Origin of the sequence: Spirosoma sp. 209 (assembly GCF_002006735.1) — a bacterium.
Classification (GTDB): Bacteria; Bacteroidota; Bacteroidia; order Cytophagales; family Spirosomataceae; genus Spirosoma; species Spirosoma sordidisoli.
In genome coordinates this window covers 516,342-529,212 of record NZ_MVEC01000001.1, presented here as the reverse complement: position 1 = coordinate 529,212, position 12,871 = coordinate 516,342, and the positions used below count along the sequence as shown (strand labels likewise).

The following is a 12,871-nucleotide window of genomic DNA, read 5'->3' as shown; positions in this document are numbered from 1 at the left end:
GCTCAAAATTGTACTCTAAAAGCCAAAAAACCACTACTTTTCCTGTCTTTCGACGAAAACTTTTGCCCAGCTCGCTCCGTTTACCCCACGTATCTGAGCTTACTACATATTACTCCCATGAAGACGTCCTATTTACTGATAACGGCCGCGGCTCTGCTGGTCGGCACCACCGCGCTGGCCCACGACGGCTCTCCCCGTAAACCGGCAAAGCCCGCTCCGTCCCGAACGGCGGCTGCCGATCCGGCAGGTATAAAATTGACGAGTGGTTTTCAGGCAACAGTCTATGCAGATAACCTCGGAAAGGCCCGACATATTGCGATAGAGCCTACAACCGGAACGGTATTCGTGAAGCTCGACCGGCTCAAAGACGGCAAAGGCATTGTTCAGCTCTCCGATACCAACGGCGACGGTCAGGCCGACCAGACCTCCATGTTCGGAACCTACCCGGGAACGGGGGCTGCTATCTATAACGGCTACCTCTACGCATCGGCCGATACGGCTGTTTTTCGGTATAAGCTGACCAACGGCCGCGTGCTGGAAACTACTCAGCCCGAAACCATTGTAACGGGATTGACCCTGCAGCGTCAGCACGCCAGCAAATCACTGGCGGTATCGCCCGATGGGAAGCTCTACGTCAACTTCGGTGCGCCCTCGAACGCCTGCCAGGAAAAAGACCGGACCCAGGGCTCCAAAGGGCAGGACCCCTGCCCGATTCTGGAGAACTACGGCGGTATCTGGGTCTTCGATGCCAACAAACCCCGGCAGCGGCAGGCCGACGGTAAACGCTACGCCACCGGTATCCGTAACGCCGTAGCTCTCGACTGGAACACCGCCAACAACACGCTGTATGCGCTTCAGCACGGCCGCGATATGCTGGCTACGCTGTATCCCGGTATGTACACCAACGAGCAAAGTGCCGAACTGCCGAGCGAAGAGTTCCTGATGGTGAAGGAAGGGTCGGATTTCGGCTGGCCGTACTGCTACAACGACCAGAATCAGAATAAGAAAGTACTGGCTCCCGAATACGGGGGCGACGGCAAAAAACAGGACCGCTGCGCCGGTAAAGAAAAGCCCATTATGGCGTTTCCGGGCCACTGGGCTCCTAACGATCTGCTTTTTTATACCGGTAATGCCTTTCCGGCCCGCTACAAAAACGGGGCCTTCGTTTGTTTCCACGGGTCGTGGAACCGGGCTCCGCTGAATCAGGGCGGTTACTTTGTGGCCTTCATTCCGTTTGGCAAAGATGGCCGCCCGTCGGGGCCGTATGAAGTGTTCGCCGAGAACTTTGCCGGGGTCGCCGAACAGGGACAACCCGGCAAGAACGCCAACGCCGGTAAACTCGAGCTGGCCAGTCCCGGCGACGCCAAAGCCCGGCCGGTCGGCCTGGCGCAGGGCCCCGACGGTTCGCTGTTTATTACCGATTCGGTAAAAGGTAAGGTCTGGCGGGTGACGCATACGGCGAAGAAATAGCCGTATTCAGGGAGGCCGGTTCGTTCCGCATCGATGGCTCAGGCTGCTGCGGTATGGCTGGCCTTTCTGACTAGCCGGCGGATTTTTTTGGACGAGACAGCTCTTCGGGTAAAACCGATCAGCCGCAAACGTCAGGCGTGATGGGTACTTTCCTAGAGGAGTAAGGGTATTTTTGGTTAGTGGGCCTATAGGTTATTGGGGAATTGAGGGCAAATACTCATTTTTGTAATTGATCAGATCGTCATAGTTGACCTGATATTACGAATATGTCTCTGAAAGGCCCCATTATTTCCATTGAAGATGACCCTGACGATCAGTTTATGATCGAACATACCATCCGTAAACTGGGCGTCGCCAACCCAATTCGTTTCTTCGGCAATGGTCAGGAAGCGCTCGACTACCTGGAATCTACGACCGAGCAGCCGTTTCTGATGTTGTGCGATATTAACATGCCGATCATGAACGGCATCGAGTTGCGGCAGCGTATCAACCAGAGCGAATACCTGAGCCGAAAAGCTATTCCGTTCGTATACCTGACCACAACGGCCAGCGAAGAATCGGTCAATGCGGCCTATGCTGCCATGGTACAGGGGTTTTACGAGAAAGCCCCCAGCGCCAGCGCCTTCCAGGATCAGCTCAAACTAATTATCGACTACTGGCAGAACTGCCTGCACCCCAACCGATATATTCATTTCGTCTAAATCTCCCGCAGCCGCCCGCTGTAAAGTAAGGCGCATTTATCATCGTGGTCAGTGCAGATACGGATTGTGGCGGGGTTGACGTACCGACGGGGTACTACTCAAACGCGGTCAGGGTGAGGGTAGCGTAGTAAAAGCCGCCGACAGCCGGGCCGGCCGTGAAGGTGGTATACGGTCGGTTGAGCAGGTTCGTACCGCCGATTTTGATGGATAAAGGGCCAACAGCCCGGTCGGGTTGGGCGAGGGTATAACTCACCTGCGCGTCGAACGTGTTGATCGGCGGAACGATACCCGTTGCCAGCGACGATTGCCACAAAAACGATGACTGGTATTTGTAGTTGATCGAAAAACCGATGCCCTTCCAGAGGGCTTGGTTGCCGATGCCGACGTTCGTAATCCACTGGGGGGTGTTAAACGCTTCTTCGAGACCGTCGCCCTGGTCGGTGCGGTCGAGCCGGGCCAGCGACGCATTGCCCGAAACAACCCAGTTACGTCCTGCCGAATACCGAATACCCAGGCTGGCGCCGTAGTTGTAGACGCTGGTTTTTGAGTTGGTCCAGAGCCGATAACGGTCCTGCCGGTTACGATCGGCCAGGTAGTAGGCCACCGAGTCGGGCTGGGAGCCACGGGGAATGTTAGCTTCTACCTGAGCTATGAAATTCCGGTATACGTTGTAGTAGAAATCGGCGTCGATGTAGAGCTTCTGGCTGAAAAAAAGGCCTTTGTAGCCCAGTTCAAGGCTGTTTACCTGCTCAGGTTTGATATAGGTATAGGTGTTTGACTTCAGCAGCCCTTTATTCTTCTGAATGGCCTGTTCGGCGGTCAGCCGGTTGGTGTTCACGTCGGTATTGATCGCGGCCTGAAAGGCGTCGACAGACGTTCGGAAATACGAGTTTTCGAAGATGCCCTGCGACATCACCCGCAGGCCACCCACGCGCTTTACCCCGCCTGAGTTGACGTTGGAAAACGCTTCGAAGAGCGACGGAAACCGGTAGCCGCTCTGGTATGACGCCCGGAGCGTATGCTGGGCCTGCAACGAATAGACCGCCGACAGCCGCGGATTTAGCCGGGCGTCGAAATATCGGTTCTTGTCGAGCCGGAGCGATCCGCCCAGCTTCAGTCTCTCGCCGAAAAACGAGCGCGAGGCCTGTACAAATCCCCCTATTTTGTAGTAGACCAGGTTGCGGTCGCTGCCGTCCGGGTTGATGAAGTAATTGCCATCGGGGAAAACGACGTACTGGCGGTAATCGAACCCCATCAGTAGCTGAATGCCGGTTTGTTCGCGGAACCTGGCCCAGTGAATCTTCGTCGGCTCAATCTGCCCTTCGGCATGGTAGAGCCACGATCGCACGCGCAGGGCAGCGCCAACATCCCAGTTGTTGATGTTGCGGAGTTTGTCCATTTGCTCCCTGAACTGCTCCGAACCGGGTTGCGGTCGTCCGGCATCGGCGGTGGTGCGGGCCGCCCGGAGCGCGTCGGTTACGGGCTGTCCGGCCCGGGTGCTGGCCAGAAACTGGCTGGTAAAGTCGCTGAACCACTGGTTGTCGGACTTGTAGCCCCGGTCGATGTTTTCGGCCATGGAGCGGATGTTGTACGAGTCGCCGGTGTTTTCGCGGCTGTGGTAGATCCGGATCTGGACCGAGGGCGATTCGAGCGTAACGCCGTGCTGGTCGAGTCGGTAATTCTCCAGCCGGAAGCGGTTGGTACGCTGGTAAACATTGTCGAGGGTGGCGGCTTTGTACCGATACGAGAGGGTGAGCGCAGGACGAATGCGCCAGAACACGCCCACATCGCCCCGCAGGTTGTTGAGCCGCAGATCGGTCGTTTCGTCTTCAAAATAACCCGTTCGGGCTATGACGTAGCGCTGGCCGTTCAGCGTCAGCGACCGGCGGTTGGCCGATTCGTTGCCGTACGAATTGACGGCATCAGCGGCCGGATTCGCTGCGCCGGTCAGACCGAGCGACAGATTGGCGTTGGGATTCAGGTCCGTTGCGTCGCGCGCGATCCAGTCGTAGCCACGCTGGTAGGTCAGGTTGATCCTGACAGCCAGCCGCGGGCCGAGCGTACGGGCGTATCGGAGGCTGGTTTCGCTATACGCCCTGGCCGGGGTGAGCGGACTGCTGAGGTGATTGACGCCGGTTTTCTGGCTAACGCTCAGGCCGGCTGACGTAAACGGGTCTTTGGTGATCAGCTGCGCCAGGCCGTTCAGCGCATTCATACCGTAAAGTGCCGAAGCCGCACCGGGTACGATCTCGACGCGTTCAATATCCAGGTCGGACGGAGCCAGGGCGTTGGCGATGGGCGCGCCGATATGCGGGGCCTGATTGTCCATACCGTCGACCAGCTGAACGAAGCGGACGTTGGTGGAGTTGGCAAAGCCGCGTGTGTTGTATACTTTGAAACCCAGGCTGGGCGTAAGCAGCTGAACCCCTTTCAGGTTTTCTATGGCATCGAAATAGGACGGTTGCGCCGACAGCCGGATCTGCCGCTCGTCGAGCCGTTCGATGCTGACCGGCGAGGTCATCAGGCGTTCCGACACGCGCGAGGCCGATACGACGATCTCATCCAGCCGAACCAGACGAAGTGAATCTACCGGTTTGATAGTACTGTCTGGCTGAACAGCCCCCCGTGTAAGGGATGTCACGAAGAAAAGCAGCAGGCACAGGTGCTTCATGCAGATCGTTATTTCTGACGAAATATAACGGCCGTTCTGGTTCGACGGAAATAACGGTCCGAAATAATGACGCAACGGGTGAACCTGTGCGCTGCTGTCTCGCGGTGTGGCGTTGTAGAGACGCAACCCTTTGCGTCTAGCGCCCGGATGGTTTGTTGCTGTCGCGCGCGTGGGCCAACTACGCGTCCCGGTGCGGACACGCCCCACGGTGGTGGGGTTGTGTCTCCTGTTCGGATGGTTTATTGCTGTCGCATGGGTGGTCCAACTACGCGTCCCGGTGCGGACACGGACCACGGTGGTGTAGACCACGCGTCCCGGACTACGCGTCCCGGACTACGCGTCCCGGTTTTTATTCGTTGGGAAGCCGGCTGAGTTCGTTGGTCAGGAACTGTTGGAAACGTTCGTGCAGAGCCTGGTAGTAGGCGAGGTATTTCTCGCCCTCGGGGGTAACGATGGCGCCACCCCCTTTGTCGCCACCGGTTTGGGTCGTGACCAGCGGGGTGTCGGCCTGGGTGTTCATCGAGTGGACCAGCTCCCACGCCCGTTTGTACGACATACGCATAGCTTTGGCGGCCTGGTTGATAGAGCCGGTCTGCTGAATATGGCCCAGCAATTCGAGTCGGCCAATACCCATGAACCGTTCGGTACCATCGGCAGAGGTGGTTTCGAGCCAGATGCGGCCGTTGACGCGGAGCTTGTTCATACGAAGGACAGAATAGGTCGAGCCGTCAAAGTAAACGATAGATTTTCGAAACCCCTGCCTGAGTCGGGTCGTTTACTGACCTATGAACGCAACGCCCTTTAACTATAGCCTGACCGAAAGCCGGGAAGAAACGCCGTCGCAAACTGTCGTACGGCCCGACCCCGGCGTTTTGCCCCGTGCCGTACAGCGGTCCGATGCCTTCCTGCTGCTGGATGGCGAATGGGCATTCGCGCATGACCTCGACGACCGGGGCCTGACCGACAACTGGTACCTGGGCCATACGTATGAGCGAACGGCGCACTGGCCAGGATCTGTAGAAAGCCACCTGACCGAAGCCAAAGAGATGCCATCGCCCGGCTGGCAGGATACGGTCGTGGTCTGGTACGAACGCGAGTTTACCCTCCCCGAATTCCCGGATGAACTGGCCGACCGGTCCATCTATCAGCTGACTTTCGGTGCCTGCGGGTACGACACGCGGGTGTGGCTGAACGGCCTGCCGCTCCGGACCATCGAAGACGAAGCCATTCACTACGGTGAGTACACGTCGTTTTCGTACGAGCTGAGCACCGAGCAGCTCCGGCCCGTAAACCGGCTGACGGTTCGCGTTGCCGACTCGATGGACGCCGAGATTCCGCGGGGTAAGCAGGAGTCGCACGTCTATAAGCGCGGGGGCATCTGGTACCAGACCTATACGGGGGCCGTACGCAGCGTCTGGATCGAAACCGTGGGTCGTAACCGGCTGCGGTCACGGGTGGGGGTGGTAAGTGTAATCGAAGATCAGCTCGTGCGAGTCAACGTGACCCCGCGCATCCACGATCCCGGCGACTATATCATCCGGCTCCAGGTGTTCGGCCCCGATGCGCCGGCCGACGAGCCGCCCATGGCCTCGTCGGACTTCCCGATCCGGCTCGAAGCGGGCCAGAAACAGCAGCGGCTGGTGATCGAGGTGCCGGGCGCTGAATTGTGGTCGCCCGGGTCACCCACTTTATACCGACTGGTTGGGCAACTCATCGACAGCAGTGGCTATGTCAACCAGATCGAGACTCACTTCGGGCTTCGAAAAGTGGAAGCGCGGGGCTGCTGCGTATACCTGAACGGCAAATCGACCTACCTCGACGGCATTCTGTACCAGCCTGGTACGGCCACCTTCGAGGAGATGCAGCGGCACTTTGCGGCCATGAAAGAGCTGGGCTGTAACCTGGTTCGGGTACATATTGCCGGTATCGATCCGCGGCTGTACACGCTGGCCGATCAGATGGGGCTGCTGCTGTGGGTCGAGGTGCCCAGCCCCCACTCCTCAACCGCCCGGAGCCGCGAAAACCACCGGGCCGAACTGCTGCGTATGCTGGCCCTGATGGAAACGCATCCGTCGATCATTATCTGGAGTCTGTACAACGAAGACTGGGGCGCGCAGGACATTGCGACCAATATCGAAACCCGGCAGTACATCACCGATCTGTACCACTACATGCTGATTCACCACCCGCAGTTTCTGGTGATCGATAACGACGGCTGGCACCATATTTCCTGCGAAGGGCGGCTCAAGTCAGACCTGCTTACGGCCCATCTCTACACCCCCGACATCAACCACTGGCGCGACCTGCTCGACCGGCTGACCCGGGGCGATACCGAAGGCGTGGCCGCATTCCCGCTGGTGGTGGGCGACCCATTCTTTTACCGCACGCAGGTGCCCCTGGTTGTCAGTGAGTGGGGCGGCTTTGGGTTCGTTAACTACGGCGGTCCTACCGATACCGACGACCGGGTCGAGCGCATCCGGCTTTTCAAGGAAGAATTACGCCAGCGGGCCATTGCGGGCGATGTATATACCCAGGCCACCAACATCGAAGAAGAACAGAACGGCCTGATCGAGTTCCATACCGGCGAGCTGATGGTACCCGCCGGGCTCCTCCGTTCGCATAACCGCTGAACGGTCAGGCAGAGGGAGCCTATGCGATCGGCACATTAATCTATTATATCTGTCCACTTAAAAGATTAAATAAACCAATGCGGGAAGGAGCTGTTAGCCAATGAACGGCCGACGCTCATTAGTAGCAGGTCGGGTCGATTCAACAACGTTATGGTATGAAAGCAGCAGTCTTCCACAAGATGGGTGATATCCGGTACGAAACAACGGAGGACCCTACAATCGAGGAATCGCGGGATGTTATTCTGCGGGTTACGTCTACCGCCATCTGCGGATCGGACCTTCACATTTACGACGGGTTTCTGCCCCAGCTTCGCAACGAGGTCCTTGGCCATGAGTTCATGGGTATCGTTGAAGAGGTCGGTTCCGGGGTTACGAACCTGAAAAAAGGCGACCGGGTGGTGGTGCCGTTCACCATTGCCTGCGGCCAGTGCTATTTCTGCCAGCACGAGTTGCAGATGCACTGCGAACACTCGAACCCCGAGTTCTACGGGCCCGACGGTGGTCTGCTGAGCGAGAAGGGGGGCGGCCTGTTCGGCTACTCGGACCTCTACGGCGGCTACAATGGCGGGCAGGCCGAATACGTTCGGGTGCCTTATGCCGACTATGGCCTGCGCCACGTGCCCGAGGAGCTGAAAGACGAGCAGGTGCTGTTTCTGTCCGATATCTTCCCGACCGGCTGGAGTTCTATCGAGTGGGGCGAACTGCGCGGGGGCGAAACCGTAGCCATTTTCGGGTCGGGTCCGGTGGGGCTGATGGCCCAGAAATCGGCCTGGATACAGGGTGCGGGCCGCGTCATAGCCATCGATCCGGTCGAGTATAGGTTGGAGCGGGCCCGGCGGGTCAACAACGTAGAAACGCTGAATCCCCGGGAGGTAGACGTGGTCGAAGCGATTCGGAGTATGACCGAAGGGCGCGGGGCCGACCTCTGCGTCGATGCCGTCGGTATGGAAGCCGACCGTACGATACTGGATAAGGCCAAAGCCGTTATCAACCTCGAAAAAGGAACGACCAGCGTGCTGGAACAATGCTTCCGGGCCGTTCGGCGGGGGGGTATCGTATCGGTAGTGGGCGTTTACGGCTCGCCGACCGATAACTACCCCGTTGGCCGTATTTTCGACAAAGGACTGACGGTTCGGTACGGACAGTCGCAGGTGCACAAAAACATCGATCACCTGCTCGATCTCGTTGTGCAGGGTAAGGTGGTGCTGGACGATATCGTATCGCACGTGCTGCCGCTGGCCGAGATTTCCCGCGCTTACGACATCTTCAAGAAGAAAGAGGACGACTGCACAAAAGTCATCCTGAAGCCTTAATTCTAACAATCGTACCAATAACTTACAGCACCTGGGTCAGGCGATCTGTCGCGATGGCATGGCCCAGGTGTCTGCTTACTCAAACTCAACTATGGAAACGCAGACAAACGGAAAAACGGTTCTGATTACGGGTGCATCGAGCGGTATCGGTCGCGAACTGACGCGGCTTTTCGCCAAAGATGGCTACAACCTGGTGCTGGTGGGGCGTGATGAAGAAACGCTGCAGCAGCAGGCCTATAACTTCAAAAATCAATACGGCACCACCGCTACGATCATCCGGAAAGACCTGGCCGATCCGAACGCACCGGAAGAAATCTACGCCGAAACCAGCGGACAGGGTCTTCAGATCGACGTGCTGGTCAACGATGCCGGGTTCGGTGAGTACGGCCAGTTTGCCACCCAGACCGATTTGCAGAAAGAGCTGAGCGTGGTGCAGGTCAACGCCATTGCGCTCATGCACCTGACCAAGCTGTACCTGAAAGACATGGTGAGCCGCAACGACGGCAAAATTCTAATGCTGGGTTCTGAAGTGTCGGTTTTCCCGAATCCAATGATGGCGGTTTACGGAGCCACGAAGGCGTTTATCAAGTCGTTCTCGGAAGCGATCCGGGACGAGCTGAAAGACACCAATATAACGGTTACGGTGCTGATGCCGGGCGCTACGAACACCAACTTCTTCAACGTGGCGGGTGCGGCCGACGTAAAAGGCGCCGATCCGCAGAAAACGGCCGACCCGGCTGCGGTGGCCAAAGAAGGCTATCAGGCCCTCATGGCTGGCAAAGACCACGTGGTGGCGGGCTGGATGAACAAGGCCCGCGTAGCCATGGCCCACTTGTTGCCCGATCCGCTGCTGGCGGCTGGCGTTCGCAGGGACATGACCCCGAAAGACGAAGCCGAACAACAGCAGAAGCAAACCATTGCTATTGCGCTGGGCGTAGCGGCCGCCGTAGTGGGTGGTATATGGCTGTTATCACGCAGTAACCGGCTGTCGGTGCCGACCATCAGTCCGTACGACAAAGCCCGGTACCGTTACAAAGCGCACAAAGCCAGCCGGTCGGCGCAAAACGCGATCGGCGCGGTCAGCGACTCGGTAAAAGGAGCCTACCACAACGCCAAATCAACCGTAGAAGAGGCCCTGGCCTAAAAGCCGACCCCACCGTGGTTCGCGCGTCTCTACAACCCTGGTCTGTGGGAACACGAACCAGGGTTGTAGAGACGCAACCCCTTGCGTCTCCTGTCCGGATGGCGTGTTACTGCCGCACGAGTGGTCCGACGCCTGTTTGATAGACTAGTAAAGTAATACATTTCCCGGAGCCGGTCTGGTCGGCAGAAGGGCAGAAAAATGGTATGGAAGCAATAAAAACGAAAGCATACGGAGCGAAAGCCTCGCTCATCGACTCGCTCAGCCGCCTGTCCCGGATGGACATCGAGCGGAGCGCTCCCCAGGCCGACGAAGTACAGATCGATGTCCTGTACTGTGGCGTCTGCCACTCCGATCTGCACCAGGTCAAGAACGACTGGGGCAACACGATTTATCCCTGCGTACCCGGCCATGAAATTGTTGGGCGGGTGGTACAGGTAGGCAGCGCCGTTCGTACGTTCAACGAGGGCGATCTGGTAGGCGTTGGCTGTATGGTCGACTCCTGCGGGCAGTGCCACTCGTGTCAGGAAGGGACCGAACAATACTGCGAAGGCCCCGTTGGCTGGACGGCTACCTACAATGGCTACATGAAGCCCGACGGGAGCGGCTACAATACCTTTGGCGGCTATTCAACGACCATTGTGGTTAAAGAATCGTTCGTGCTCCGCATCCCCGAAGCGCTCGACATCAAGGCCGCTGCGCCCATCCTCTGCGCGGGCGTAACGACTTATTCTCCGCTGAAGCACTGGAATACCCAACCGGGCGATAAAGTAGCCGTGGTCGGTCTGGGTGGCCTTGGTCATATGGCGGTGCAACTGGCCAAAGCGATGGGGGCCGAGGTGACAGTCATCTCGCATACGGGCGACAAAAAAGCTGATGCGGAAGCGCTGGGTGCACAAACGGTCATCGTCTCGACCGATAAAGAAGCCATGAAAGCCAGTGAGCTGGCGTTCGACCTGATCCTGATTACCATTCCCGACGCCTTCGACATCAACCCCTACGTCAAGCTGGTCAAGCGCGACGGCGCGCTGGTCGTTGTGGGTATGCTGGGTAAGTTCAAAAGCGCTTCCAACAACATGGAAGTGGCGTTTCACCGGCGTACGCTGTCGGGTTCGCTGATTGGTAGTATTCAGGAAACGCAGGAAGTCCTCGATTTCTGCGCTGAACATGCCATTGCGCCCGACATCGAACTGATTCCGATTCAGGATGTCAACAAGGCTTACGACCGGATGCTGGATAACGATGTCCGGTTCCGGTTCGTCATCGACATGCAAACGCTCAAAGACGAAAACTAACCTACCGATATGGTTCAAACGTATTTTCGGGCCTTTGGTCTGGGCGTGGTAGCGGGCATGCGCTCGCTGGTCGCCCCGGCCCTGCTTAGTCATAAGCTAGCCCGCACGATGCCGGCCAAAGAGCCGCAGAAACCGATTCATTACCTCACGTTGCCGCCGGTCTCGCTGGGCCTGAAAGCCATTGCCGGTATCGAGATACTGGGCGATAAAATTCCGAATGTGCCTGACCGCACTTTCGCGCCTGAATTTGGCGCCCGCATTGCCTCGGGGGCTACCTGCGGAGGATTCCTGAGCCAGGCCGAAGGGGCCGACATTCCGGTGGGCGCCGTAGTGGGCGGACTGGGTACAGTTGTTGGCACGCTGGCATTCTTCCGGCTTCGGCAATGGTTAACCCACGAGCTGGGCGTGCCCGATCCGGTAGTGGCGCTGGCCGAAGACGCCCTGGCCATCGGGGTGGGCTGGTCCATCGTTAACGCCATGCAGCCCGCTCCGCAGCTGAACCGGGCTCAGTAAACGAACTCGAAATTATATCGGCCGCAGCCAGCTCCCAAACGGGGTCTGGCTGCGGCCGGACTGTATACAGACGTAGGCTTATCCGCGCGAGGTACCGGGTAGTTCCAGAATCAGGTCGGCTCCGTACAGCCCGGCGGGGGTCTGGTAGCCAGCCTTCCAGTTTCCGTTCAAAACATGCCGGGTAATGGTCAGGGCGGCCTCGGCGGTGAGCGTATAGCCTTCGGGCCCGTGCTGCCGGGCTTCTACAGTCTGGCCCTGGGCGTTGCGAGCGCGACCCCAGACGTGCGTACGGGCACGCTGCCGAACCGTTTCGTCGGGGCCGGTAACGCGGCTGGCGATCTGACGACGCAGAAACGACTGAACCCACGGCAGGCGTACGAGCCAGCCGAGGTAATTGCCCAGCCGGGCCATCCGGATCTGCCGGGTTGTGGTGCCCATGTAGGTTTCGATAGTCGGGATGCCGGTCGTACGGTAGGCCGTCGAGAGGTCGCCCCACGGAATCGCCATACAGGGCTGCGGTTGGCCGTTGCCGAAATCGACCGTTAGGGTATGGTGGACGTAGGGAACCGGAACGAGCCGACCGTTCTGCCGAATCATGCCGCCCGCGCCCAACCCTTCGAGTGCCGTTTGCGCCGTACCGTGCGATAGGGCACCTTCTTCATTGGCGAAAGCCAGTTGGAGGTGGGTGGCATCGGGTAGCCGCTCGTGCAGATAACGCGCCATACAGTCGGTCGGCACCACGTCGAAACCCACGCCCGACATCAGCATGATATTCCGGTTTACAGCCGCTTCATGCAGGGAGAACCCGTGTTCAAATACGGCCACCTCGCCCGTAATGTCGAGGTAGTGAGTTCCGGTGCGCAGGCAGGCTTCCTGCATGGGAGCTGCCGTTTGGGAGAAAGGCCCGGCGCAGTGCAGCACCACCGGCATGTCGGCTAAGGCCGCATCGAGGGCCGTGGCATCGCTCAGATCCGCCACCCGGTATGACAGGCCATACTGCTCGGCCAGGGGGCGGAGTCTGGCTTCGTTACGCCCCGCCAGGACCGGCCTCAGACCAAACGCGGCAAGCCGGTCGAGCATGAGCCGGGCCGTATAGCCGTTGGCGCCGTACAGCAGAAAGGTGTTGGTAGCCATAGC

General features: G+C 58.6%; 10 protein-coding genes. 7 read left to right on the top strand and 3 right to left on the bottom strand.

All coding sequences use genetic code 11. The features are described 5' to 3' along the window. Window positions 1-117: 117 nt before the first annotated feature. Window positions 118-1,470 carry a sorbosone dehydrogenase family protein gene (locus tag B1C80_RS02335; protein WP_077919425.1) on the top strand — a complete coding sequence of 451 codons (1,353 nt, stop codon included), beginning with the start codon at window positions 118-120 and terminating at the stop codon, window positions 1,468-1,470. A 266-nt stretch (window positions 1,471-1,736) separates the two neighbouring features. Further along, window positions 1,737-2,171 carry a response regulator gene (locus tag B1C80_RS02330; protein ID WP_077919424.1) on the top strand — a complete coding sequence of 145 codons (435 nt, stop codon included), beginning with the start codon at window positions 1,737-1,739 and terminating at the stop codon, window positions 2,169-2,171. A 94-nt stretch (window positions 2,172-2,265) separates the two neighbouring features. On the opposite strand, the gene B1C80_RS02325 is transcribed toward B1C80_RS02330, so the two are convergent. Both B1C80_RS02325 and B1C80_RS02320 read right to left on the bottom strand, forming a co-directional pair. Further along, window positions 2,266-4,842, bottom strand: a complete 2,577-nt coding sequence (locus B1C80_RS02325; RefSeq protein ID WP_077919423.1) for a TonB-dependent receptor — start codon at window positions 4,840-4,842, stop codon at window positions 2,266-2,268. Window positions 4,843-5,191: 349 nt separating this feature from the next. Beyond that, window positions 5,192-5,545 (bottom strand): winged helix-turn-helix domain-containing protein, encoded by a 354-nt coding sequence (locus B1C80_RS02320; protein ID WP_077919422.1) that lies wholly within the window; start codon window positions 5,543-5,545, stop codon window positions 5,192-5,194. 82 nt (window positions 5,546-5,627) lie between these two features. On the opposite strand from B1C80_RS02320, the gene B1C80_RS02315 reads away from it, so the two are divergent. From B1C80_RS02315 to B1C80_RS02295, 5 genes are all read left to right on the top strand, one after another. Beyond that, on the top strand, window positions 5,628-7,472 hold the full coding sequence (locus tag B1C80_RS02315) for a glycoside hydrolase family 2 protein (protein WP_077919421.1): 1,845 nt from the start codon (window positions 5,628-5,630) through the stop codon (window positions 7,470-7,472). Between the two features lie 155 nt (window positions 7,473-7,627). Further along, window positions 7,628-8,785, top strand: coding sequence for a zinc-dependent alcohol dehydrogenase (locus B1C80_RS02310; protein WP_077919420.1), 1,158 nt, complete (start codon window positions 7,628-7,630; stop codon window positions 8,783-8,785). Between the two features lie 91 nt (window positions 8,786-8,876). Next, window positions 8,877-9,929, top strand: a complete 1,053-nt coding sequence (locus tag B1C80_RS02305) for an SDR family oxidoreductase (RefSeq protein WP_077919419.1) — start codon at window positions 8,877-8,879, stop codon at window positions 9,927-9,929. 203 nt (window positions 9,930-10,132) lie between these two features. Continuing rightward, window positions 10,133-11,221 carry an NAD(P)-dependent alcohol dehydrogenase gene (locus B1C80_RS02300; protein ID WP_077919418.1) on the top strand — a complete coding sequence of 363 codons (1,089 nt, stop codon included), beginning with the start codon at window positions 10,133-10,135 and terminating at the stop codon, window positions 11,219-11,221. Between the two features lie 9 nt (window positions 11,222-11,230). Further along, a complete protein-coding gene (locus B1C80_RS02295) occupies window positions 11,231-11,734 on the top strand; it encodes a DUF4126 family protein (protein WP_077919417.1) in 504 nt (167 codons plus the stop codon). 78 nt (window positions 11,735-11,812) lie between these two features. Here the strand turns inward: B1C80_RS02295 and B1C80_RS02290 are convergent, their stop codons facing one another. After that, window positions 11,813-12,868, bottom strand: a complete 1,056-nt coding sequence (locus B1C80_RS02290; RefSeq protein ID WP_077919416.1) for a trans-acting enoyl reductase family protein — start codon at window positions 12,866-12,868, stop codon at window positions 11,813-11,815. Window positions 12,869-12,871 lie beyond the last annotated feature (3 nt).